Source organism: bacterium (genome assembly GCA_021108215.1).
GTDB lineage: Bacteria > Oederibacteriota > JAAXVQ01 > JAAXVQ01 > JAUVAV01 > JAIORK01.
Map to the genome: position 1 here is coordinate 1 of JAIORK010000018.1, position 24,648 is coordinate 24,648.

Annotated in this window: 25 protein-coding genes; 9 read left to right on the forward strand and 16 right to left on the reverse strand. The window is 46.5% G+C overall.

The genetic code is table 11. The features are described 5' to 3' along the window. Positions 1–74 precede the first annotated feature (74 nt). A complete protein-coding gene (locus K8S19_03185) occupies positions 75–221 on the reverse strand; it encodes a hypothetical protein (protein MCD4812680.1) in 147 nt (48 codons plus the stop codon). A gap of 230 nt (positions 222–451) precedes the next feature. On the opposite strand from K8S19_03185, the gene K8S19_03190 reads away from it, so the two are divergent. Then, positions 452–3,199 carry a T9SS type A sorting domain-containing protein gene (locus K8S19_03190; GenBank protein ID MCD4812681.1) on the forward strand — a complete coding sequence of 916 codons (2,748 nt, stop codon included), beginning with the start codon at positions 452–454 and terminating at the stop codon, positions 3,197–3,199. 131 nt (positions 3,200–3,330) lie between these two features. Further along, a complete protein-coding gene (locus tag K8S19_03195) occupies positions 3,331–6,138 on the forward strand; it encodes a right-handed parallel beta-helix repeat-containing protein (protein ID MCD4812682.1) in 2,808 nt (935 codons plus the stop codon). 180 nt (positions 6,139–6,318) lie between these two features. Here K8S19_03195 and K8S19_03200 read toward each other — a convergent pair whose 3' ends face one another. The 3 genes from K8S19_03200 to K8S19_03210 form a co-directional block, all read right to left on the reverse strand. Further along, the gene (locus K8S19_03200) at positions 6,319–6,783 is read right to left on the reverse strand and encodes a hypothetical protein (GenBank protein ID MCD4812683.1); all 465 of its coding nucleotides are present in this window, start codon (positions 6,781–6,783) and stop codon (positions 6,319–6,321) included. Between the two features lie 127 nt (positions 6,784–6,910). Further along, the gene (locus K8S19_03205; GenBank protein ID MCD4812684.1) at positions 6,911–7,111 is read right to left on the reverse strand and encodes a hypothetical protein; all 201 of its coding nucleotides are present in this window, start codon (positions 7,109–7,111) and stop codon (positions 6,911–6,913) included. Between the two features lie 74 nt (positions 7,112–7,185). Next, positions 7,186–7,383 carry a hypothetical protein gene (locus tag K8S19_03210; protein MCD4812685.1) on the reverse strand — a complete coding sequence of 66 codons (198 nt, stop codon included), beginning with the start codon at positions 7,381–7,383 and terminating at the stop codon, positions 7,186–7,188. A 171-nt stretch (positions 7,384–7,554) separates the two neighbouring features. On the opposite strand from K8S19_03210, the gene K8S19_03215 reads away from it, so the two are divergent. Beyond that, positions 7,555–10,071 carry a tetratricopeptide repeat protein gene (locus K8S19_03215; GenBank protein MCD4812686.1) on the forward strand — a complete coding sequence of 839 codons (2,517 nt, stop codon included), beginning with the start codon at positions 7,555–7,557 and terminating at the stop codon, positions 10,069–10,071. 71 nt (positions 10,072–10,142) lie between these two features. On the opposite strand, the gene K8S19_03220 is transcribed toward K8S19_03215, so the two are convergent. The 3 genes from K8S19_03220 to K8S19_03230 form a co-directional block, all read right to left on the reverse strand. After that, on the reverse strand, positions 10,143–10,367 hold the full coding sequence (locus K8S19_03220) for a DUF3820 family protein (GenBank protein MCD4812687.1): 225 nt from the start codon (positions 10,365–10,367) through the stop codon (positions 10,143–10,145). Between the two features lie 174 nt (positions 10,368–10,541). Continuing rightward, positions 10,542–10,940: a hemerythrin domain-containing protein gene (locus K8S19_03225; GenBank protein ID MCD4812688.1), complete on the reverse strand. Its 399-nt coding sequence runs from the start codon at positions 10,938–10,940 to the stop codon at positions 10,542–10,544. A 39-nt stretch (positions 10,941–10,979) separates the two neighbouring features. Then, a complete protein-coding gene (locus K8S19_03230; protein MCD4812689.1) occupies positions 10,980–11,222 on the reverse strand; it encodes a hypothetical protein in 243 nt (80 codons plus the stop codon). 312 nt (positions 11,223–11,534) lie between these two features. On the opposite strand from K8S19_03230, the gene K8S19_03235 reads away from it, so the two are divergent. From K8S19_03235 to K8S19_03250, 4 genes are all read left to right on the forward strand, one after another. Continuing rightward, entirely contained in the window at positions 11,535–11,993 is a 459-nt protein-coding gene (locus tag K8S19_03235) for a Spy/CpxP family protein refolding chaperone (protein MCD4812690.1), read from the forward strand. Between the two features lie 79 nt (positions 11,994–12,072). After that, complete coding sequence (locus tag K8S19_03240) at positions 12,073–12,759, forward strand: response regulator transcription factor (GenBank protein MCD4812691.1); 687 nt, start codon at positions 12,073–12,075, stop codon at positions 12,757–12,759. Next, complete coding sequence (locus K8S19_03245) at positions 12,759–14,051, forward strand: HAMP domain-containing histidine kinase (protein MCD4812692.1); 1,293 nt, start codon at positions 12,759–12,761, stop codon at positions 14,049–14,051. Before K8S19_03240 ends, K8S19_03245 begins: the two co-directional genes overlap by 1 nt. Positions 14,052–14,230: 179 nt before the next feature. Beyond that, positions 14,231–15,919 (forward strand): mucoidy inhibitor MuiA family protein, encoded by a 1,689-nt coding sequence (locus tag K8S19_03250; protein ID MCD4812693.1) that lies wholly within the window; start codon positions 14,231–14,233, stop codon positions 15,917–15,919. A 136-nt stretch (positions 15,920–16,055) separates the two neighbouring features. On the opposite strand, the gene K8S19_03255 is transcribed toward K8S19_03250, so the two are convergent. Both K8S19_03255 and K8S19_03260 read right to left on the reverse strand, forming a co-directional pair. Continuing rightward, positions 16,056–16,706 carry an HAD family hydrolase gene (locus K8S19_03255; protein MCD4812694.1) on the reverse strand — a complete coding sequence of 217 codons (651 nt, stop codon included), beginning with the start codon at positions 16,704–16,706 and terminating at the stop codon, positions 16,056–16,058. A 123-nt stretch (positions 16,707–16,829) separates the two neighbouring features. Beyond that, positions 16,830–17,138: a helix-turn-helix transcriptional regulator gene (locus tag K8S19_03260; protein ID MCD4812695.1), complete on the reverse strand. Its 309-nt coding sequence runs from the start codon at positions 17,136–17,138 to the stop codon at positions 16,830–16,832. Between the two features lie 161 nt (positions 17,139–17,299). Here K8S19_03260 and K8S19_03265 point away from each other — a divergent pair, with 161 nt between their 5' ends. Beyond that, a complete protein-coding gene (locus K8S19_03265; GenBank protein MCD4812696.1) occupies positions 17,300–17,737 on the forward strand; it encodes a helix-turn-helix domain-containing protein in 438 nt (145 codons plus the stop codon). Here the strand turns inward: K8S19_03265 and K8S19_03270 are convergent. The 3 genes from K8S19_03270 to K8S19_03280 form a co-directional block, all read right to left on the reverse strand. Beyond that, complete coding sequence (locus K8S19_03270; GenBank protein MCD4812697.1) at positions 17,734–18,372, reverse strand: IS3 family transposase; 639 nt, start codon at positions 18,370–18,372, stop codon at positions 17,734–17,736. The genes K8S19_03265 and K8S19_03270 overlap by 4 nt on opposite strands. A gap of 194 nt (positions 18,373–18,566) precedes the next feature. Beyond that, a complete protein-coding gene (locus tag K8S19_03275) occupies positions 18,567–18,917 on the reverse strand; it encodes a hypothetical protein (protein ID MCD4812698.1) in 351 nt (116 codons plus the stop codon). 275 nt (positions 18,918–19,192) lie between these two features. Continuing rightward, entirely contained in the window at positions 19,193–20,107 is a 915-nt protein-coding gene (locus tag K8S19_03280) for an OmpA family protein (GenBank protein MCD4812699.1), read from the reverse strand. 429 nt (positions 20,108–20,536) lie between these two features. On the opposite strand from K8S19_03280, the gene K8S19_03285 reads away from it, so the two are divergent. Next, positions 20,537–21,784: an ISNCY family transposase gene (locus K8S19_03285; GenBank protein ID MCD4812700.1), complete on the forward strand. Its 1,248-nt coding sequence runs from the start codon at positions 20,537–20,539 to the stop codon at positions 21,782–21,784. Between the two features lie 84 nt (positions 21,785–21,868). On the opposite strand, the gene K8S19_03290 is transcribed toward K8S19_03285, so the two are convergent. The 4 genes from K8S19_03290 to K8S19_03305 all read right to left on the reverse strand — a co-directional run bounded on the left by K8S19_03290 (position 21,869) and on the right by K8S19_03305 (position 24,496). Beyond that, positions 21,869–22,021 carry a type II toxin-antitoxin system RelE/ParE family toxin gene (locus tag K8S19_03290; protein MCD4812701.1) on the reverse strand — a complete coding sequence of 51 codons (153 nt, stop codon included), beginning with the start codon at positions 22,019–22,021 and terminating at the stop codon, positions 21,869–21,871. 295 nt (positions 22,022–22,316) lie between these two features. Continuing rightward, a complete protein-coding gene (locus K8S19_03295) occupies positions 22,317–22,508 on the reverse strand; it encodes a hypothetical protein (GenBank protein MCD4812702.1) in 192 nt (63 codons plus the stop codon). Between the two features lie 100 nt (positions 22,509–22,608). Beyond that, entirely contained in the window at positions 22,609–22,953 is a 345-nt protein-coding gene (locus tag K8S19_03300) for a P-II family nitrogen regulator (GenBank protein ID MCD4812703.1), read from the reverse strand. 1 nt (position 22,954) lies between these two features. Beyond that, on the reverse strand, positions 22,955–24,496 hold the full coding sequence (locus K8S19_03305; protein ID MCD4812704.1) for a DUF1538 domain-containing protein: 1,542 nt from the start codon (positions 24,494–24,496) through the stop codon (positions 22,955–22,957). Positions 24,497–24,648 lie beyond the last annotated feature (152 nt).

Consider the following 24,648-nt stretch of genomic DNA (forward strand, 5'->3'; position numbering starts at 1 on the left):
CCTCTCGTTTCCCGATTGCTTCAACTCCATTCTAACCTTTCCTCCTGATTGGAGGTCCGACATTATTTATACCCTTACATCTTCTGCAAAAATTCCCTGAACCAGGGCGGGTTGACCAGGATCACGTAGGCAAGAAAGATGGCTGTCAAGGGAAGAAAAAACAGGACAATATCCACCAGCAGTATCCCGGTTACCAGAAGTATTTTTTGCGTCTGTGTCATGCTAATACCACCTTGTGATAAATTATTTCTTGGCAATCACCTGTGCGTGTTATTTACTGCGCCTTAGGCAATGCGGGTATTCTATTGTAAAAATAGTCACCTGACAACCGCTCTCCGCTATTTTCCTAAAAATGATTTTTAGCTATTGAAAAGAGTGGGAAATAGGCGTATGACAGAAGCACAATGCTATTTTTTACTACTCGGAATAATTATGAAGAATTGGAGACCCCATGAAAAAATCATTTCTCTATGCTCTTTTGCTTTTGTCCACCATTATTCTATGTGCCTCCGCCCCGGCTTTGGCCGCCACCCTCACGGTTACCAGCCACGAGAGTAGCGGTACGGGAACTTTGCGGGAGGCGATTGATACCCTTTCCAGCCCGGGGGATACCATTGTTTTCTCAATTTCAAACTCCATTACGGTTTATGCCGAATTGATAATCAATAAACAATTAACCATCGCGGGCAGCGGTCAGACCATCGGCGCTTATGGCACTTCGGCTGTTATTTTCCGGATTGACACCCCCACTGCTTCCAACACCGTAATCAGCGGATTGGCCATTGTGAACGGATTTTACGGTATTTATATTTATGAAGCGTCTAACTGTACGATTCAGGACTGCCGCATTGGTACTGATTATGCCGACAATACCGGGCGCGGCCATACTTCAGCCGGTATTCACATCTACAACGGAAGCAATAATCAAATCGGCCTACCCGGACATCCCAATGTCATTTCCGGCAATGATGCCGGAAACAGTTGTGGTATTTGCTTAAATAATGCTGTTGCTTCAAATATCCAAAATAATTTTATCGGGCTGGCCAGTGACGGTATAACCGCCCTTCCCAACTTTTATGGTATCGATATTACCTGGTCCTCCACCGCTAATTATATCGGCGGCAACAGAACCAGCGGGGAGGGTAATGTTATTTCCGGCAATACCCGTTTTGGAATAAATCTGAACGGCGCAACGATTACGGGAAACACGATATGCGGCAATATCATCGGTTTGGATGCCACTCAAGTGGCGGCAAAATCCAATCACTACGGGATAATATTCGAGGGCGCGGTTGGGAATTATATCGGGCTGCCGCAAAGCGGATATGAAAACATCATTGGCGGCAATGGAGACGGCATACGCTTAGACAATGCCGCTTTTGGCAATCAAATACAAAATAATTTTATCGGTCTAAATGCGGCTAATGCGGCTTTTCCCAATGAATACGGCATTAATATCAACAATGGACACACTAATCTGATCGGCGGCAATTTGGCCACAGTGCCTTTGGCACGCAATGTCATTTCCGGCAACACTGATGCGGATATTTATCTCTCAAGCGGCGATCTCGGCAATACGGTATGCGGCAATATCATTGGTTTGGACTCAACCGGTACCAATGCCGTGGGCAGCGGCGGCATGGGCATCTTGATTTTCAGTGATCATAATCTCATCGGCGGACTCAATAACGGCGGCAGCCATCAACTGGGCAATATTATCTCCGGACATAGCGGTGGCAATGGAATGGGCATCAACCTTTCCGGGGGCGCCGGCAATACCATTGCAGGCAATACCATCGGATTAAACGCCAGCGGTACGCCGGTTCCCAATAGGTACGGCATCAATATTAGCTCCAGTCCCCGCAACACCTGCATTGGCGGCAACCAATCCGGATTGCGCAATATTATTTCAGGCAATATGTACGATGACGTCAGGATCTACGCCAATTCCGGTCCGACCTACGGTCATACCATTGTGGGCAACTATATCGGCCTTGATCCCAGCGGTGTTGTGACCATCAACAATACCAGTGAGTATCCCGCTATCAGCCTCTATGAGGCTTATGACTGTGTTATCGGCGGAACCGCAGTTGGCCAGGGAAATTATATCACCGGCCACACCGACGGTATTTTATTGGAGGGTACTTCTTCGGGCAACACCATTACCGGCAATTTTATCGGTGTCCATACCGACTTAAGCGCTTCCTCCCATCCTCCGCAAAACGGCATCATTGGGTGGTGGACTATGACGGACAATTTCATCGGCCTTAAAAACAGCGGCCAGGGCAATCTGATTGCCAATTGTGTTAATGGCATTGTTTTGCAAGATAGTAGCGCAATTCGTAATGGCATATTCGGCAATACCATCTGTGCCTTTGGCGCCATTGGCATCAGTATTGAGGCCAACAACGCCAATAACAACCAGGCCCGCCCTGTCATTACCACCGCTGACGCTATCGCGATTGTGGGGACCGCGCAAGCCAATGATTATATCGAGGTTTTTCTAGCCGAAGCCGTGCCAACCGGCGAAGGCGGCAGTCTGGCGTATTTAGGCGCCGCAACTGCGGACGGTTCGGGCAATTGGTCGCTTTTATCACCGTCCGTATCTGCGGGTGAATATGTCTGCGCAACGGCAACTGATAGCAGCAACAACACCTCCCAATTTTGTCAGAATACTGTTGTCCAACCGCCGCCATCAATGACTTCAACCCCAACCGTGACGTTTACGGCCACCATAACGCCAACAGTTACGGCTACACCGACTATTACATTGACACCAACTATATCGCCAACCATAACAGTAACACCAACAATTACCATGACATCAACCATCACCCTGACTGCCACCATCACCCCAACCGCCACACCCTCTCCCACTGCGACCGCCTCACCGAGCGCCACACCGACCAACGCCCTGGGCAATATTGCACTCAACGGCAAAGCCGTGCTGGCCTATCCCAACCCGGCGGCGGATCAAATGCAGTTCCTGATTCACCTGAAAAACGCAGCAGAAATCCAGCTGGATATTTTCAATTTAGCTGGTGAGCGGATCGCCCAAATCACGCGTGCCTTGCCCGCGGGCAGGGGCCAGGTGCTTGACTGGGATTGCGCTTCCGTTGCGCCGGGCATTTATCTTGTCCGGGTGCTGGCCGACGGCAGTGTATTGGGCACACAAAAAATCGCAATAGTGAAACCGTAACCGCGTCCCCCCTTTTTTTTATTGGTTTGCGACCGTTCTCTTTAGGTTAAAAATATTTAGAAATAGGTGTATGAGAGAAGATTGTTTTTGTCCCCTTCAATCAGGGATATTATTAATCACAGGAGTTCACCATGAAAAAGTCCTTTCTCGTCATCCCTTTTCTTTTATTCGCCATGGTGGCGGGCACTGCCGGCCCTGCCCTGGCCGCTACCCTCACAGTTACCAGTCACGAAGACAGCGGTCCGGGAACTTTGCGAGAAGCGATTGAAACGACCTCCGGCTCCGGGGATACGATTGTTTTTTCAATTTCAAACTCCATCTCGGTTTATTCCTATTTAACGATCAACCATCCCTTGACCATCACAGGCAGCGGACAGACCATCGGAGCTTACACTGCTCCTTCGGATCCTGTTTTCTGGATTCCCGCAGCAGGTTCCGGCACCACCATCAGCGGACTGGCCATTGTGAATGCCTATTACGGTATATATATCTATGAAGCGTCTAACTGCACTATTCAGGACTGCCGCATTGGCACTGATTATGCCGACAGTACAGGCTGCGGCCATTCTTCTGCCGGTATTTACATCCGCGAAGGAAGCGGTCATCAAATCGGCCTGCCCGGACATCCCAATGTCATTTCCGGCAACGGCGGGTCGGCTGGTTATGGTATTAACTTCCTTCATGTTATTGGATCAACGATTCAAAATAATTTAATCGGGTTGACCAGTGATGGCATCACCGCCCTTCCCAACACTAGCGGTATCACTCTTTCCGGAAACTCCAACGGAAATTATATCGGCGGCAACAGCAGCAACGGGGAAAGCAATGTTATTTCCGGCAATACCCTCTTCGGCATCTCTCTGGGTGGCGCAACCGTCATGGGAAACACTCTTTGCGGCAACCTCATCGGTCTGGATGTAGGCCAGGGGGTGGCAAGGTCCAATAACAACGGGGTTGTCCTTAGCAGTGCGACTGGAAATTATATCGGTCTTCCGCAGAGCGGATATGAAAATATCATCAGCGGCAATTCAGCCGGATCCGGTATTCGCATAATCAATGCAGCTTCCAATAATCAAATACAAAATAATATTATCGGCCTCAACGCTGCTGATGCGGCTTTTCCGAATAATCATGGCATCGTTCTTCATAATGGGCAATCTAATCTAATCGGCGGCAATCTGGCAACAATACCTTTGGCACGCAATATCATTTCCGGTAATACAGATGCAGATATTAATCTCAGCACGGATGGGAACCTGGTATGCGGCAATATTATCGGTTTGGATTCAGCCGGTGCCAATGCCGCAGGCAGCGGCGGTGTGGGCATCTTAATTTACGGTGATCACAATCTCATCGGCGGACTCAATAACGGCGGCAGCCATCAACTAGGCAATATTATCTCCGGACATAGCACCGGCAATGGAATAGGCGTCTGGCTTGCCGGGGGTGTTGGCAATACCATTGCAGGCAATACCATTGGGTTGAATGCCGGTGCCACACCTGTTCCCAATATCCACGGCATCAATATTGGCTCCAGTCCCCGTAATACCTGCATCGGCGGGAACCAGCCGGGCTTGGGCAATATTATCTCCGGCAATACGCGCGATGGCATTCGCATCTACGCCAATTCCGGTCCCACCTACGGACATATTATTCAGGGAAATTATATTGGCCTGACGCCTGACGGCACCTCTACCATCAACACGACTGGAGGCTATCCGGCGATCAGCCTGTCCGAAGCCTATGATTGCATCATCGGCGGAATTGAACCTGGCCAGGGAAATTTTGTTACGGGTCATGATTACGGCATTATATTTACAGATAATTCCGCGGGCAATACCATCACTGGCAACCTGATCGGTGTGCATACCGACTTGAGCACTTCTACCACACCGCCGACCATCGGCATCCTGGGTTACTCGCCGAATAACTTCGTGGGTATCAAAAACAGCGGACAGGGTAATCTAATTGCCAATTGCAGCGTGGGTATTATGTTGGCATCAGTGAACGCTGTGCGTGTCGGCATATTTGGCAATACCATCTCTGCCTTTGGCGGAAGCGGCATCGATATTGAGTCCAATGGCGCGAATAACAGCAAATCCCGCCCGGTGATTACCTCTGCCCATACGCTGGCCATTGCCGGGACCGCCCAAGCCAATGATACGGTTGAAATTTTTCTGGCTGAACCTGTTGCAGTCAACGAAGGTGGCAGTCTCTCCTATTTAGGTACCGCGACTGCCGATGGTTCGGGCAATTGGTCGCTTTTATCACCGTCCGTTTCTGTAGGTGAGTATGTCTGTGCCACCGCAACGGATACGAGTAATAATACCTCTCAGTTCTGTACCAATAGCGCGGTCCAACCGCCGCCATCTTCGACCTTTACACCTACCGCAACCAATACCCCGACCATCACACCTACCTCTACGGCCACCCCAACCATTACCCTGACCGCCACACCCACCACCACGCCCACCCAATCCGCAACCATGACAGCCACTCCCACTATTACACTGACTGCCACCGCATCGCCCAGCGTGACATCCACACCCAGCATTACCCTGACTGCCACCATCACCTTAACCGCCACTATCACCCCAACCGTTACGCCCTCGCCCACAGCCACCGCCTCGCCGAGCACCACACCGACCAACTCGCTGGGCAATATTGATCTGGGCGGGCAGGCAGTGCTGGCCTATCCCAATCCGGCGGTGGATCAAATGTGTTTTCTGATTCATCTGAAAAACGCAGCAGAAATCCAGCTGGATATTTTCAATTTAGCTGGTGAGCGAATCGCCCAAATCACGCAAGCTCTACCGTCCGGCGAAGGCCAACTATTAAATTGGGATTGCAGCTCCGTGGCAACGGGCATCTATCTTGTACGTGTGCAAGCTGATGGCAAAGATTTGGGGAAGGAAAAAATCGCCGTGGTGAAACCGTAATCCATCAATCAGGTTATGCCAAGTGAAAGATGTCGGCGCTTCCTGGAATCCAACATGTATTATAGCTTGTGGTTTATCAAAATCCACAGGCTGCGACAACATCCCAAGGATCAATAATTTTTCCAGCCGGGGCAGCCCCTTGTAAACTCCCTTAATCAAGACCGGTTGACTAAACTATCCTCAAAATTTTCCGGCCCATTGCGCCGCCCGCTCACATTCGCCTGCTTTTAGCGGACCTTTCTCACCTGTCACAAAAAAACCTTCAGGTGGTACGATCAATTGACCGCCTTTTTTTTCCAGCTGTCCGGCAACCGGTTTGGCAGCATACCCACCGAGCTTGACCATCATCCGCAATGCTCCGAATTTAATAGTATTGAGCACGAGCCGGGTATCAAATGCAGCCACCCGGATTCCTTTGAGACTGTCTTTGGATCGTTGCTTAATAAAACCGGCAATCGCCGAGGTGGGCCGAAATCCCCGGGTGGGCGATCCGACAATGAGCAGTTCTATTCCCAACAGTTGCTCCGGCTGGAATGCGCTGATTTTCACGGCTGTGGACACCGGCAACCCCAATCCATCAGCTATAGCTTGTGCGATCTTCTCGGTATTACTGAAATAGGAATCATAAATAATCAGTGTTTTCATAGTTCCCCCCTAAAATTAAAATGTATTTCATTTTAATCCATCAAATTGTTGGAAACACCCCTCTTTTGCAACAGAGGAAGTTTAATATAGATTACCATTGGAAACCGACGGAGTGCAAGAAAATGGTTCATCGTGCCAGCGCGAACACAATGGGCATCCTGCCCGGCGGACTTGCCCAGCTTGCCCCGCGTATGCGGGGGCGAATGCCGGGTGCCGGGTAAGCCCATTGATGAAGCGAGTCAATACCGCCGAAGGCAAACATCTCAGGACAAAAATACCACAAGCTGCGCAGCGTCCCAAAGATACCTCTTCCATCAGGTCGGGGCATCCTGCCCGGCTTGCCCGGCGAATGCCGGGTGTCAGATGCCGGGTAAGCCTGTGGATTTTTATCAAAAGTTACTGTCAGACCAACATGTCCAAAATCCGCCCGGCCATAGCTTTTTCCGCTTCCAGGGTATCTTTGAACACCTCGACAGATATTTTAAGATGCAAATCCCTGGCATTTTTAGCGGTAATCTGCTCCGCCTCACTCTTCAAATCATAGGCATTCCCCGGGGCATACGCATTATCAATCGCTGATGAAACGGCAGATGCAGTCATTCGTTTTCTCCGAAAAATAGTTTAGACTATTTATGCATTCGAAACAAATCAAACATATCTTAAATTTATTTTTTTGGTTTTACGATGTATACTGGAAAAACCTTTTATTGAATCCACGCTGCGGGCGTACGCTTGGGGTACCGGCTTCTCAACGATGCTAGGAGACAGAGTGTGAACAAAATTATCTCAGACTATACTGATATCATTGCAAAGAACCCCAAATCTTTTGCCGCCTATTTTAACCGCGGCTTGGCCTATGCCCAAACAGACAACCTGGAACTTGCGATGCAGGATTTCACCAAAACCATCACGCTCAATCCACAGCATGACCATGCCCATTTTTGCCGCGGTTTGGCCTATGCCCGGCAAAACAAATCTGCTGAAGCAATTGCTGATTTTTCCCGAACATTAGAAATCAATCCCAAACATGATGATGCTTATAATAGCCGCGGCAATGCTTATGCGGAAAAAGGGGACTGGGACCTCGCGATTGTGAATTTTACCCGCGCCCTGGAGATAAATCCCAAGCAGTCCTTTGTTTATTTTAACCGCGGCAATGTCTTTGCAGAAAAAGGTGACTGGCACCTGGCCTTGGAAGACTATACCCGCGCCCTGCAATTCAATCCCACCCATGATGCGATTTATCACAATCGCGGCAATGCTTATGCTGAACTCGGCGAGCCGGATAAAGCCATCTCGGATTTCGATCAAGTCTTAAAAATAAATTCCCGGCATGAAGCGGCCTATTATTGCCGGGGACTGGCTGCGATGGAAAAAAATGCTACCGAGAAAGCCATTGCTGATTTTACCCGATCGCTGAAGCTCAATCCCGACCGGATAAACGCCTATTATCACCGCGGAATCGGATTCTCCCGAAAAGGCGATTTGGACAAAGCGCTGCTTGATTTTAACAAAGTGCTGGCACTGCAACCCGAACATGAAGATGCTTATGATCAGCGTGCGCTGGTGCTGGCGAAAAAAGGCGACTGGAAGCAAGCGGTTGCCGATTTTGACCGGGTTTTAAAAATCAATCCAGCGCGCAGCCGGACTTATTTTCATCGCGGCATGGCCCATGCCAAAAACCGCCAACCGGACCCGGCCATCAAGGATTTTGGGCGTGCGTTGGAAATCAATCCACTCCAAGAAGATGTTTATTTTAACCGCGGACTTTGCTTCGCCCTGAAAGAAACCATGGACCCTGCCATTGCGGATTTTAACCACGTGCTGGAAATAAACCCGCGCAATCGCGAAGCGTACTATCACCGCGGACTCTGCTTCACGTTTAAAGAAGATATGGACCGCGCCCTGGCCGATTATACCAAAGCCCTGGAAATTGATCCCAAACGCGATGATGCCTATTTCAATCGCGGTCTGGGATATGCTGAAAAATCGGTCTGGCACAAAGCCCTGACAGATTTTAACCAAGCAATCGCGCTGAATCCCCGGCATGTTGAGGCTTTTTACCACCGCGGACTGGGTTGGGTAAAACAATCCGCCTGGGAAAAAGCAGCGACAGATTTTTCCCAGGTGATTGAACTCTCTCCTTCGCATGCTCATGCGCACTACGAGCGGGGGTTTTGTCTGATACAGCAAAATGAGCCGGATCGGGCGATTGCAGATTTTAGCCGGACGCTGACGCTCAACCCCCGACATGAAAATGCCCGCTATTACCAGAGTCTGGCATACGCTCAAAAAGATGATCTCGACAAGGCGATTGAAGGATTTGGTGTCGTCTTGGCACATAACCCTCAGCGGGAAAATGCTTATTACTTTCGCGGTCTGGCCTATGCCAAACAAGGTTCATTCAAAGCGGCGATCGCAGATTTCACGCAAACCCTGACGCTCAATGCCAAACAGCCTGAGGCTTTTTTCCAGCGTGCGCTTTGTCTCTTGAAAAAAAACCAACCCGATGATGCCATCTGTGATTTTACCCAAACCCTCTTTTTGGCACCCAAACATGACCAGGCTTTTTTCAATCGTGGCCGGGTCTATTTCAATCAGGACAAGTTTGACAAAGCCATGGCGGACATGAACAAAACTTTAATCCTCAATGGAAAGCGCGATCTGGCGTATTATTACCGCGGCCTTTGCAATGCAAAAAAAGAGCAGTATGCAAAAGCCATTGAAGATTTCACAAAATCCGCAGCGCTGCTTCCGGGCAAGACGGATATTTTTTTTCAACGCGGGAGGTGTTGGTCAGTCCTTTCCAAGTCAAAAAAAGCGATTTCCGACTTTAGTCATGCCCTGGAATTGGATTCTAAATGCATAGAGGCTTGCTTTCATCGGGGGTTGGAACTCCGCAAACAGCCGGACTGGAATATGGCCATTGCAGATTTCAGCAAGGTCATCCGGCTTGATCCCAAACATGCAGATGCGCTCTATCAGCGCGCTTTTGCCCATATCGAAAAAAAATCGCCGGACCGGGCGATGCCTGATCTAAATAAAACCCTTGAACTTGACCCCCGGCATGATGCCGCTTATTTTTGCCGCGGGCGGCTTTGGGCCCAAAAAGAAAATTTTGATAAAGCCATCAAGGACTTTACGCAATCGCTGACGCTCAATCCCTGCCGCGCAGAAGCCTACTATCATCGCGGCCGGGCCCACGCTGAAAAAGGTGATGTCGAAAAAGCTTGTGCTGATTATGCCCGGGCCACGGAAATCGATCCAACCGTCATGGAAGCGCATTAACCAAGAGTACTCCGGTCGCATTGCAGGCTTCTGCCGTTTCCAGAGTGCATACCGTCACCGGGCGGCCCCTATTACTTTTCCCGAAGCGGGTCAAATAAATACTCCAACCCATTGAGCTTGATCTCATAAAGCAGTCCCAGCATGTGTCCTATTTCTCCGGGTGGAAAACCCTTTTGCTTGAACCAGACCACGTAGGTCTCGGGCAAATCAATAAGCAACCGGCCGGCATACTTGCCAAACGGCATCTTGGTATGAATAAATTTCAGAAAATATTCTTTGTCTGATGCAAGTTCCATCGTGTCTTCCTGGTTTACGGTTTTGTTGAGCCGTGGTAAGCATACCAGACTTTGTCTCCGCGAGGGGCAAATTTCCAGCACAATTTTTTCTCGCATTGCTCAAAACAAAAAGGCCCCGGAACTTCCGTCCCGGGACCTTCGTTTTTTTTCCAGTGCTACATAGATATTGCTTTTCTACGCACTCAATTCATCATACGCTTTAAACAACACATCTTCTTCCATCAAAATACGTTGCTTGAGGTTTGAAACCAATTCACCAAAATCGGACGCAAATGCATCCCCCGAACTCTCGCTGGTATATTTGTCAAAAAAAGCCAAAACCGCAGTGGTAATCGTTTTCATGTCATCTTCAAACTCTTTAATCATCTGGGCGATAGACTCATTGGATTGCGCCGCTTTTTTCATATCAGGATAAAAATCAGAATCTTCATGTGCAAGGTGGGCCAACAAAGCATCCTTAATGCCAAAAAGCTCTTTGTTCCCCTCCTCAGTACCGATCTTGCTGCTATCCACTGCACCCAAGGCTGCGACCAGTGTTGCATGTTCCTCTTTCAATGTTTCAACAATCCCCATATCCCACCTCCTGATGTGTCTGATTGAATCCACTGCTAACTATTCACTCTGAATAATCGTCGCCAAATCTTCCGCCACAAGCGAGATGTTCCGATTGGTTTCAAAAAAAGTTCGAAATTCTTCAATATACTTTTGTACTTTTTCCGGAGATGCATCCTGTTTATACTTAAGCCGAAGACGACCTGCGAGTATTTTGGTGGCAATAAATTTGAAAGAAACGGCTTTCTCCCTGCCGAGAATCTCCAACCATCTTTTATCTGAACTGGCGGGTATTGTTTGCATAATAACATCCTTGCCATAACTTTTTGCTGCCCATAAAGTGTTCCCTGCGACCAAGGGAACACTGCTCGTTCACAACAACTTTTATTAAAATTATATCATGTCTCACTGAAAACAAATATATTTATTCCGCTGTTCAAATCACCGGTTTATTCCTGAAACAATACAAAAACTCCCTGCTCCCGGTCTCTAAACAAACAGCGCCGGAACCAACCCGGTAATTGTTACTTTTTGTTACAATCCTGCAATACTCCTGCAATACTCCTTTGTTATGCTTACTCCGTCTCAAAATTATTTTCCTAAAGGAGGAGAAAAATGAAATTATTACTTTTGATCGGAGTCGGGGTGCTGGTCATGGGCGGAATCGCGCTCATGACCGGATGCGGCGGACCTCACAAACGGGTGTTTCACCGCTCGCCGGAGAAAATGGTAAACTTTATTACCCACAAAATTGCCGGCGAACTCAAACTCAACCAGGAACAAAAAAGCACACTCAGCACAATCAAGGAGGAGCTCCTGGCCAGGCACAAAGCAAACCGGGGAGATCACAGCGCAATGTTCGAAGAAACCAAGGCAATGATTCTTGCCGATCAAATTGATCCGGCCAAACTCAATGACATCATTAATAAAAAAATGAAGAAGCATGCGATGATAAAGGACTTTTTAGTATCGGAATTCGTAGAATTTCATGCCATACTAACTCCGGAGCAGCGTCAAATCATGGTAGACAAATTGACAAAGCACCATAAAAAATTTAACAAACACCATCAATAAAAATCCACAGGCGGACCAGGTGAGCCTGAGGCTTGCCCGCCTCGGGCTCCCGGCCTGCCTGTTTAAAGGAAGTCTGTCTATGAACCGGACTGTTCTGATCATTGATGATGATCAAAAACTCAACCATTTATTAAAAACCTATTTGTCAAAATACGGGTTTAGCGTTCAGACCGCCGTTCATCCGGTGGAAGGACTAAAAAAGCTTCACCATCAGACCCCGGATATAATCATTCTGGATGTAATGCTCCCGGATCAAAACGGATTTGATGTCTGCAAAACCATCCGGCAGCAACACAGCACTCCTGTCATCATGCTTACCGCCCGGGGTGAGGTGACAGACCGGGTATTGGGTCTGGAGTTGGGCGCAGATGATTATCTGCCCAAACCGTTTGAACCACGCGAACTGGTGGCCCGGATGCAAAGCATTCTTCGCCGGGGACACCACTCCCGATCCACAGAACTGCTCAAGACCCGTCACTTAACATTGGACCTCAACCGGCATGAAGCGCGCTTAGGAAAAAAAATACTCGACTTAAGTACTATGGAATTCGAGATCCTCAAACTGTTTGCCCAAAACCCGGGCCGGGTTTATTCCCGCGACCAACTGCTGGACCATATCCGCGGCATTGAGTGGGAAGCCTATAACCGATCAATAGATGTGCTGATCAGCCGTCTGCGCCAAAAATTGGCTGATGATCCCAAGCAGCCAAAGTTTATCAAGACCGTACGCGGCACCGGTTATATGCTGATTGATGAGGCGGTATAATGCGAATTCACATCCGCCACAAACTGCACGGCTCAATTTTTTTCCCCATCCTGGGGGCGATTATCACCACCGGACTGATGGTGCTGTTTCTTTTTGGTGTGTTCCTGGCCGTCCTGAAACATCGCAGCGAAAACAGTCCCTTTAAAAAAAACATTCATGCCTATGTCCGTTACATTATCCATGATCTCGGCATCCCGCCGGATTATCAAAAAGCCCGGAAACTTTCACAGCAATTATTTATCGGAATTCGCTTTGAATCCCCGGAAATGGCCTGGAGCACATCGGAAAAACTACCCTCTCTGTCCAAGGCGGAGGGCATCCTTGCGCGGACACATAAAAAATATCCCGGTTATCTCATCGTCCCGGTTGACTACGGAGCCTTCTTATTCCGGCCGGAATTCAAACGCGCTTCTCCGCCGATTAATCCCCTGTTCTTCCTACCGTTCTTTGCCGTCCTAATCCTGATTTTTTTAGGTGTCTGGCTCTGGATTCAACGGATTCTGCACCCGCTGATTTTGCTCAACCAGGGTGTGCAGGCGCTGAGCCGGGGAAAACTTGACCATGTTATCCCCGGCAACCGGCAGGACGAACTGGGACGGCTCGCCGTGTCCTTCAATCATATGGCAACACGCCTCCGGGAGATGATGAAAAGCAAGGACCAGATGCTCCTGGACATCAGCCATGAAATTCGCTCACCGCTCACGCGCATGAAGGTGGCCCTGGAACTGCTACCGCCGTCTAAAAACAAACACAGCCTGAAAGAGGACGTCACGGATATGGAACGAATGATCCATCGGATTCTGGAAGCCGGAAGAATTGAAAATTCCCAACTGGTGCCCCGAAAAAAAGACTTCTCCCTCTCCGTACTCATTAAAACCCTTTTAAAAAACCGGCAGGCAGACACGCCGCGTTTGATATTTAAAAATTCCAGGGAACGCGGCATCCTTCATGCCGATCCGGAACAAATCCAAACCGTTCTGGAAAATATTTTTGAAAATGCCCTCAAATATTCAACACCCGAAAGCGGCCCGGTACGCATCGTCTTAAACCAAAACCAAATGCAGATAACCCTTACGGTGACGGACAACGGTCAAGGTATTCCCGAACAGGCTCTGCCCCGAATTTTCGAACCTTTTTACCGGGTTGATCCTGCGCGGGCCAAAACCATTGGCGGCTTTGGCTTGGGTCTGAGCATTTGCAAACGCATTGTCGAGGCACATGCCGGGCAGATTGCCGTGCAGAGCCAACTTGGCAAAGGTACGACCGTGACCCTTACTTTGCCTGTAAAATAATGTGTTCCGCCTTCTCATTTCCAACGCGTATCCTCCTTGCCTGGGATTTTTTTCAATGTAACCCCTTTTCTTCTCCACCCGTATCACTTTTGAGCGCCTGATTATTTCATACCCCATTTTTTTTATTCTGGCGTATGATGATGGCTGATATATTTCACACTTAAATCAGGAGGTAAAACATGTTTCGAAAATTTTCCATACTTTTTTATACACTTATCCTTATTCTCACCCAGGGGATTCTCTCCCCTGCCGCTTCTGCGGCAGCCGGCAGAACATCAAGCTTTATTAAAAAAGTCACTGTATTCTCCGACCGCGCTCTGGTCGTGCGCCAGGCCAAAATTACATTGGTGCCGGGCGAGCGCACCATTCGATTCCACCGGATGACCGGCAGTATGGACCCCAATTCAGTTCAGATCAAAGGCTACGGACCTGCCATGATCAAGGGGGTCAAAGTCGAGCCGGTTTATATGGAAGCAGGACAGGATGCAGACCTTAATCTGCTCACCGAAAAACTGGAAACCATCCAAAACCGGATCGCCATGGTCAAAGACCAAATCAGCCATGCCAAACAGGAGAAAAAATTTATCGAGGCCATTGCCAAACGTCTGACAACAGCAACCGAGAAATCAGAGCAAGCCGAGCTTGATCCTAAAAAATGGATTGATATGGTAAGTTTTTACCGCAACAAGCTGGATAAGCTGGATAAAGAAATGCGCGTGAATACTTCGGCATTGAAACCCTTGATGGATAAAAAAAATAAACTGGAGCGGGAAATCAATGACCTGCGCAACCGTATCCAGTATACAAAATACGATATCAGCGTTATTGTGACTGCAACGGCTGAGGGTCAGGCCACGCTTGATCTAAGCTATATTGTGCTGGGTCCGAACTGGCAGCCCCGTTATGATGTCCGGGCTGATTCAAAAAAAGCCGCGATCCAGGTCGCGTATCACGCCATGATCCGGCAAAATACCGGCGAAGACTGGCGTCGTGCCCGGCTGCTGCTCTCCACCGCCAAACCGCAAGCCGGGGACAAACATCCTGAGCTCGCTGCCTGGCGCGTCCGGCCCTACACCCCGCCACCGCCTCGGCGTTCATCCGCCAAAAAAAAGCGTTCCTTCTCTAAGATGAAATCCATGGCCGCACCGGTGATGAAATTTTCTGATGCTGAATCAGCGCTCGACAATGCAGCGCCGCAACCGGAAGCCATCTCATACATTGAAGCAGAGGCCAAAACCGGCGGGACCGCTGTTTATTTCGATATCAAAGGCAAGCATACTGTCAAAAGCGATAATCAGCCGCATCAGGTTACCATTATGGTCAAAAGTTTTCCCGCAACTTTTAAATACTCCGCTGTTCCCAAGCTGGTCAAACAGGCTTATCTCAAAGCTGAAATAACCAATGATACGGATTTTCCGCTCCTGGCCGGCGAAACTAATATTTTTTTAGATAACAATTTTGTGGCCAGTGGCAGTATTAATACCATCGCACCGTCTGAAACTTTCTGGACTTTCCTGGGTATTGATGAGGGGATTAAAGTTGAATACAATCTGATTAACCGCGAGCAGTCAAAACCCGGCATGTTCGGTAACAAAATAAAAATCACCTTTGATTATCTTATCAAGGTGACCAATCATAAAAAACAATCACATGATCTGGTAATCCAGGACCAGCTTCCGCTGCCGGCGCATCGCGATATCCAGGTTGAGCTGATCAGCCCGGTCTACAAACAAAATGATAAAACCTTTACCAAAAACAATGAAAATTTACTGGAATGGAAAAAAACGCTCAAACCGGGTGAGATCATTAAAATCCCATTAAAATTTACTGTGACCCATCCGGAAAATATGCGGGTGGAGGGATTGTAATTATTTCAGAATTCTGTTGTAGGGAATGGTCGCGACCATTCCCTACAACCAGCACCTTTACTTTGGAGATGCCTTTGCGATCTGCGTTAACCACAAAAAGACGCATGGAACTTATTTACCTTCCATGCGTCTTTTTTCAAACCAATTCCAGCAACTCTTGGGGCGCATGAATAATTTTATCCGCCCCATTCTCCCATAATTCATCCTCTGCGCGAAATCCCCAGCTCACACCGACCGCAAACATCCCGGCCGCCCTGGCTGTCTGCATATCGGTTTTGGAATCCCCAACATAGAGAATGGCTTCTACTGAAATCCCCAGCATCTCGGCTATCTTGAGCGCCCCGTCGGGCGCCGGTTTATGCGGCATGGTATCTTGTGCCCCCAGCACAACATCAAACACTGTTCCGGGAAGTAATGCCTTTACACATGCTTGGGTAAACGCATGTGGTTTGTTGGAAAGAACCGCAAGTTGTGTGCCTTTCGCCTGGAGTTGTCCTAATAGTTCCGTAATGCCGGAGTAAGGATTACTTTTATTTTTCCATCGGCGGTCATATTCTTCTGCCGCTTCACTGGCAACACGCTTGATAGTTGCCGCATCCCGGGCCGCTTCCGGCAAAGCATCAACAATCAATTGTTTCAAACCCAGCCCCACCATTTGTTTATAGTGTTCAATACTGTGGTCCGGATACTGATTTTTTTCCAAGACACAATTTACCGCATCTGCAATATCTTCGATCGTGTCGAGTAGTGTTCCGTCCAGATCAAATATCACTGCTTGGTATGGCATAAAAACTCCTATCTGTTTCTATCCGCGGAAAACCGACTTTTTATTTAAACTCATTTTCAATATATCAAGCGTCCATTATTTGGAGCAACTATTTTTTCCACCCATTATAATCGGTTTTCGAATTTAAACTCTAACCGTCGTTGCTCGTTTGGAAATAAGCTCAATCTTCAGTCTGGCATTGAGTGCTTTGGCAATTTTCTGTAATGACCGAACCTCGATATTTTCATAATTGGCGTTTTCCCATTTGGAAATAGTCTGCTGGGTGGTATGTAATTTCTTCGCCAATGCCTTTTGGGTTAAATGCTGTTTGCGGCGCAGCACAGCAATTTTAACCGCCACTTCGGCCATGACCAGTTCTTCTTCATAAATTTTTCTAAATGTTCTGTTTTTCAGTTCTTTCTCAAGAATATCTTTATGCTTAATGATCTTCATAATTCGCCCGCCTTTCCCACCGCAAGCATACACCTTATAAGGTGTTCTGTCAATACCGGTTATTCAAATTTGTCGCAGCAAAATGATAATGTCCTATTCTGACAAAATAGAAATGTCCTGTTTTATACTATCGCCAACTTATCCACGAAAGGAAGTTGGCTATGCGAAAAAATATTATCCCCATGAGCACTAAAGAACTCAAAAAACTGCATTTAATCAAAAAAGCTGATGAAAAACTTATGACTCAAGCCCAGGCAGCCGATTTATTAGACATAACCGAGCGCCAATTCAAACGAATCATACAAAATTATCGTCTGCTGGGAGAACGCGGACTCGTTCATCAACTGCGCGACAAATCTTCTAATAGAAACTTTTCCGATCATTTCAAGAAATCCATTGTTTACATCTATCAAAAGAATTTTTTAGGCTATAAGCCTACCTTTTTCACCGAAAAACTTGCCTCTGAGTTTAATATTTCCCTCAGTAAAGAGTCTGTTCAGATTACTCTTGCTGAACACACTCTCTGGACTGTTCGAAAAAAGAGGCTCAAACACAGTGGAGTGCACCCCATAACTGGAGAATTATTTGGCCAAAGTTAGGACGACCTGTCCTGTCCTAGTGATGCTTTTCGCTTCTTGTCCTGTAATATAGCCTCGAACTCTGCTGGCGGCAAGTACTGAATACCGGAGTGAACACGTTTTTGATTATAAACGGCTTCGATGAACTGCGGGATTCGTTCCACCACATCCGTAAAACTCTCGTACTGGCAAAGATGAACTTCTTCGTTTTTTAATGTTTTCATAAAGGATTCCGCAAACGCATTGTCATACGGATTTCCGGCAGCCGACATGCTGATCTGAAACTGGTGATTTTTCAAAATCTCCACGTAATCGTTGCACGCATACTGCACACCCCGGTCCGAATGGTGGATGATGCCAGGGTCAGGATTTCGCATTTGAATGGCCATTTGTAAAGCCGCCACGGTTAATTCGTGCCGAATGCTCTTGGATATTGCCCAACCCACCACTCGCCGCGAGAAAATATCCAAAATAACCGCCAGATAAACGAAGCCGGTCAAAATCCGGATATACGTAATATCTGAAACCCACACTTGATTGATACCGGTCACTTCCAGACCTTTGAGCTGATTTGGATATACCGGGTACTTGTGATTCGAATCCGTGGTTGTGATAAACCGCTTCTTTACCTGCCGGAACAGGTTATGCGCCCGCATGATTCACAGCAGTCGTTTTTTATTCACCACCAATCCGTATTGGCGCCATAACTGGACCTTGAGCGTCCGATGGCCGAAGCAGGAATATTCGGCCTGCAACTGTTCGATTTTATCCCGTAATTCCGCCTCGGCCTCATCCCGCAGGACTCGGGATATTTAGGGCCGATAATAATACGTAGATGCGCTCAAACCCATCATTTCGCATCCTTTCCGGACCGTTCCGTGTTCCCGCCAGTGACGACGTACCCACTCGACCTTCTCATGGACGCTGAGGTCTCGTTGAGTTTTTTTAAAAGGTCAATCTGGAGGCTTAGTTCTCCAACTTTTTTCTTGTACATATCCAGTTCGTGCATCATCTTTTTTTCGTTGACCGTGGGATGCACACGCATGCTTCCATCGTGAATTTGCCGCTGCCAACGATCTATGACCGAGCCAGCCAAGTTGTGTTCCCGCGCTGCCTGCGATTTCGTCAAACCACCGCTGTCGATCCTGACAATCAAATTTCTCTTGAAATCTTCTTCAAAATGGCGATACTGTTTCTTCATCTGTCCGACTCCTTCCGGGGATTGGCCCCATTATATCGGACAGGCACACTAATTTTCAGGCTAAAGTTGTCCAGCTACAGGGGTACACTCCAGATCATCCATTTCATTAATATAATTTATAAGTTCTTTACTTGTACCCAATGTTGGCAATATGGCAAGTTGCGGATTTCGGAACGATTTCTTATCAACCTGTTAATGAAGTTGATACGAATCACAAAGTTCTAATAATCAGTTGGCTCCGCAATTTGCTATATTGCGTGTTGGCAGTAGTATTTTTATTGCTCAACTATTTCTACTCGTCTATTTTTTGCTTTTCCTTTGTCTGATGAATTTCGCGCTACAGGAGACGCAGGGCCAACTCCGTAAGACTTCAACTGTTTTTTATTAACGCCATATTTTACTATTAACTCATTTACCACAGCGTTTGCTCTTTCAGTTGAAAGTTTTATGTTCGCTTTAAAATCGCCGATATTATCTGTATGACCAACAATCAAATATTGTTTATCTGAATGTGCATTTAAGTATTCAGCTATAGTTTTTAAAGCATCGGCAGATTTTCCCTTTATTTCAGATTTACCTGTGTCAAAATGGATGTCGTACACGGCAATATGACCCTTTGTTGACATACCATCATCTAAATTATCAAGCGATATCATTCCCTTGTCCATTGGTTTTGTTTTAATAGTCACCAATGAATATACCACTTTTTGATCTACCTTTCCCGCAACAACAAATACATAATAATCAAATGTGTCTGTAGGTATTTTCCCGGAAAAATAATTATAAGCTCTGTTGGGCAATTGCATATATTCATAATTTTGCATACCATGACGAGGATGCCCCTTTTTCATAAAAGCTTTTATGCACTCATTGGTATTAGACGAGGGTAATACACTGCCACCTTTTTTGGATATTGCTTCTTCATAATTTTTTATTATTTCCAAAGGCGAACGTTTTCCCGGAGCATAACAAAATCTATGACGAATATACCCTTCAATCTTTTTAGCTTCAATCTTGCCATCAGAGGTTTTACCCGGACAAATATAAAATACGTCATACCCAATATCGTCATCATAAACAACCTTGCTGCCAGGATAAACAGGTGCAATATCTGTTGTCTTTTGTGCAAAAAGATTTACACTTGTCAATGCAATAAGCATTGTCAGCATTAGGATTAATTTTGTTTTCATTTGAATTTCTCCTTGTTCAAGTTAATAATTTTGTTATTTAATATTACTGCTAACGGTTTGAATAAACCGCGTTTTAATGCAGCTTATTCTGTGTTGGCAATAGCTTGTCCTTTTTCCCGCTTTTTTAAAATTATTATCCATATCCCAACAGATACTCCCGCTATTATTAGTTTTTCATCCCAGGTGATTCCATCTTCTACTCCGGGATTAAACATCATAATATTAATAATTATATGAAAACAAGTAGCTGCAAAAATAAATTTTAACTGATAGTAATTTGCTTTGCAGTATAAACATAGCAATCCTGGCAAAAAGTGTCAATTGTTAAAACCCAACCCTGTCGCAGCAAAATGATACTGTCCTATTCTGACAAAATAGAAATGTCCTGTTTTATACTATCGCCAACTTATCCACGAAAGGAAGTTGGCTATGCGAAAAAATATTATCCCCATGAGCACTAAAGAACTCAAAAAACTGCATTTAATCAAAAAAGCTGATGAAAAACTTATGACTCAAGCCCAGGCAGCCGATTTATTAGACATAACCGAGCGCCAATTTAGACGAATCATACAAAATTATCGTCTGCTGGAAGAACGCGGACTCGTTCATCAACTGCGCGGCAAATCTTCTAATAGAAAATTTTCCGATCATTTCAAGAAATCCATTGTTTACATCTATCAAAAGAATTTTTCAGGCTATAAGCCTACCTTTTTCACCGAAAAACTTGCTTCTGATTATAATATTACCCTCAGCAAAGAGTCTGTTCGATGTATTCTTGCTAAGAACAATCTCTGGACTGTTCGAAAAAAAAGGCTCAAACACAGAACCAAACAACCCAGGAAACTTCATCGCGGCGAACTTGTTCAACTTGATGGCTCTGTTCATCAGTGGTTTGACGGCACTGAAGGCTACTGTGTCCTTATGCTTTACATTGACGACGCCTCTTCCAACGTTTATGCCCGCTTCTACACTTATGAAGGAACTATCCCTGCCATGGATTCCTTTCGTCGTTATATTCAACGATATGGTATTCCTATGGCCATTTATGCTGATCTTCACAGCACTTATAGAAATAACAACAAAAAGCTTTCTATTGAAGAACAATTGGCCGGGGTGCGCGCCGACACACAATTCAGTCGTGCACTTAATCAATTATCGGTTAACTATATCCCGGCTTATTCTCCTCAAGCCAAAGGGCGTGTCGAACGGACTTTCCAGACTTTTCAAGACAGGCTTGTCAAAAAACTTCATCGCTTAAATGTTTCTTCCATCAAAGAAGCCAACGCTTTTTTGGACACCTGCTTTCTGAAAGACCATAACCGCCGATTTGCTGTTGCACCGGCTAATCAGACCGATTTGCACAGAGGCGCTCTCCCGGTCTCAACACTCAATAAATTTCTTTGTATCCAGGAAAAACGCTCTGTTGCTAAAGATTTCACTGTGCGCTACGAAAACAAAATTCTTCAACTCGCTGTTCCCACCATTGCAAAACAGGTTATGGTTCATTTATTTTGTAACAGCTCTCTTGCCGTTTTTCACAAGGACAAGTCTCTCAAATTCATGGATGTTACTCACAAACATCTTCAACCCAATAATAAAAACAAAAAGAATTTACCTTTTATGCCTGTTATTGATCCTATTACTTTAAAGGAGGTTCCGGCTCAGTATACTTCTTAAATTAGGACATTCTTACTTTGCTCATAATAGGACATTTCTACTTTGCTCATAATAGGACATTTCTACTTTGCCTTGACATACCGGTTATTCAAATTTAAGTTCGCCGCGACCAATGGCCTCCCTGACTTTTCTCCGGTTATCAATGGCTTTTGCAATCTCTTTTTGGGGAACTTGAGAGCCTTTTTTATTAAACGCATGCGACATAAAAATATACCGGCGATGAATGAAAAAATACAAAATTCGTTCCCTTCGGGAAGCTCAAACAAAATGCACTGTGAAAAAACAGAATGATTGACGGTCTTCATATTTACATTTTTACTCACGAAAGTTTGCACTAATGCACATAACCATACTCATAAAACTAACTGGTTCGTCTATTTGTTTTCCTGAATCATAAAATCATCAAAAAACACATAGCTGTCCGCTTTTGACCATAACCCGATTTTTCCGTTTATGGTCTATTTCCATTCATAATCAACATAGCGTTCATCATTCAGAAACCCTTGAATTCGGCCTTCCTGAATAACCACCTTCAAATCATGCCCTGCTTGAGAAGGTAGCCATCATTTCTCGAGGACCTTAAAAATATTTCTTCAAGTGACTTTGTGCCGCCGCCCAAGCATCTGCCCAGATTCTCCAAAGAGCCGGCCGCGATCATAAGCGATACCTTGTTGAGCACTTTGTTTTTTGAACAAATTTTTGAAATATTTTCTAATTCAATCATCACTGCGTCCTTATTGAAGCCGGTGTTGCGCTTGGCGGTTTATTGGAATATCGATGTACAAATACTCAGGGTTTTTCCCTCTAATGATAAGCGTGTCTATTCACGACACTTGCTGTTTTTTCTTCTTGTGGAAAAAACCCACCACCCGGCGTACTTCCTGCACAAAGGCAAATCCCATCCCCGGTGTGTCCAATTTGGCGGCTTTGACAATTTCATCAAAGATGGCATCCGTCTGTTTTTCCGCCACAACCAGTTGCAGCACTTCTTTTTCAGGCGAAATCGCAATCCCCAGTATCCCCAAATTTTCCCGAACACCTTTCCCCCGGGCAAAATGGATGGTCACGCCGCCGGCACCGGCCTTTTGGGCGGCTTTCCAAACCGCATCCGCTTTTCCCCGCTGAACAATACATGTAATTAAATTATATTTAATGTCCTGCTTGGCCATTTCAGCCCTCCCGGCTCGATTTTTTTTCTGTGCCTTCAATAATAATTCCAAGTGTTAAAACAACGATAATCGGAAAGACGCTGGCCAGGCTAATGATGCCAAACCCGTCCAGCGCCGAGGTGGCGCTGCCGACTCCCAAACCCATGGCAAGCACCAAAGGAACCGTGATCGGCCCGGTGGTCACCCCTGCACTATCCCAACCGATATTGACAAATTTTTCTGAAGCAACAAATGTCACCGGCATCAAAAATACGTATAATGGAATCAATAAATATGCCAGTGGAATATCAAACATCATTTTGGTGACACCCAGCGCAATCCCGCAACCCACGCCAAATGCCACGCTGTGGATCAACAAATATTTTTTAAATGCGCCTTGCGTGACATTTTCCACGGTAATCCCCAGCGCATTCAACGCCGGTTCGGCCAGGGTCGCTCCATATCCAAGAAAAAAAGCAAAAAGAATCACAACGACTTTTCCCCAGTTTGCTCCGTAAAACATTTCCGGGGGAACAAATGAATTTGGCGCGGCCGCGCCGACTTTTTCTCCCAAGGGTACCAGGCCAAATCCCAGCCCTAAATTAAATACCGCCATTCCAATCAGGCAGAATACAATCCCCGCCAATATCTCGTGACTGTTCGAAATCACCTCTTTTAGGATAACCTTTTGCACCAGATAAAGAAAAAGCATGAGTGGAATAACCGCCCGAGCAGCGTAATAAATCGCATCGGCAAAAACAGTTATCACCGCAGTCCCGCCGCCCGCACTCACCGTTTTGGTAACAGACAGGTCAATGGCGCCGGTATAATACAAAAAGATTCCGGAAATCAGCACAAAAAAAATGGGAAACAAACTGGCCAGGGTGACCACACCAAAACCGCTCATCCCGGTATCGGAGGCGCCTCTGGCCCGCGAAACACCTATCCCCAGCGCCAAAACCAAGGGAACCGTAACCGGCCCGGTGGTCACCCCGCCGCAGTCCCAGGCCAAACCGATCAGGGAGCGGAGATCAGGGACCCAGTGGGCAAATGCCGTCAGAATCAGAACCGTGGAAAGTATGGGAAAAATCAGGACTTTAAGTGACCAGCCTTTTAAAAAACGCAGTACACCTAAAATCGTAGCCACACCAACACCCATGGCGACCATCATCACCAGCGTTTTGGTATGATTCTGGAGATAATCATACAGCACCGGTGCCCGTAGATGATCCACCGAATTCCCCACGGATTTCAAAACCCCGATGGCCGGTTCTGCAAGTGTGGCCCCAATGCCGACCAGAAACGTAAATCCCAGAAGTATATAAATCGTGGCTTTTTTCGGCAATGTGTTTCCAATGGTCTCGGCAAAAGGCATCAATCCCAACCTAAGGCCTTCCATAAAAAACATGAGCCCGATCAGAACAAAGACAATCCCGGGAATGAAAAGAAGGGGGTTGATCATCGTGCCGCGAAAAACAACCAACAGGAAAAAAATCAAATAAATGATAATCGGCAAACACGCCTTCATCTGCTCAAGCATAAGCCTGCCGACATAAGGTGCCAGTATCGTATAGATTTCCGTGACCTTTGCTTTTATATGATTAAATTCCATTGCCGCATAATCCATCCCTGTGTTGATTCAACATTTCATCGACCATGACTGTCTGTTTGCAGGCCGGATACAGAATCATCCGGCTATCCAACATCATATAGGAT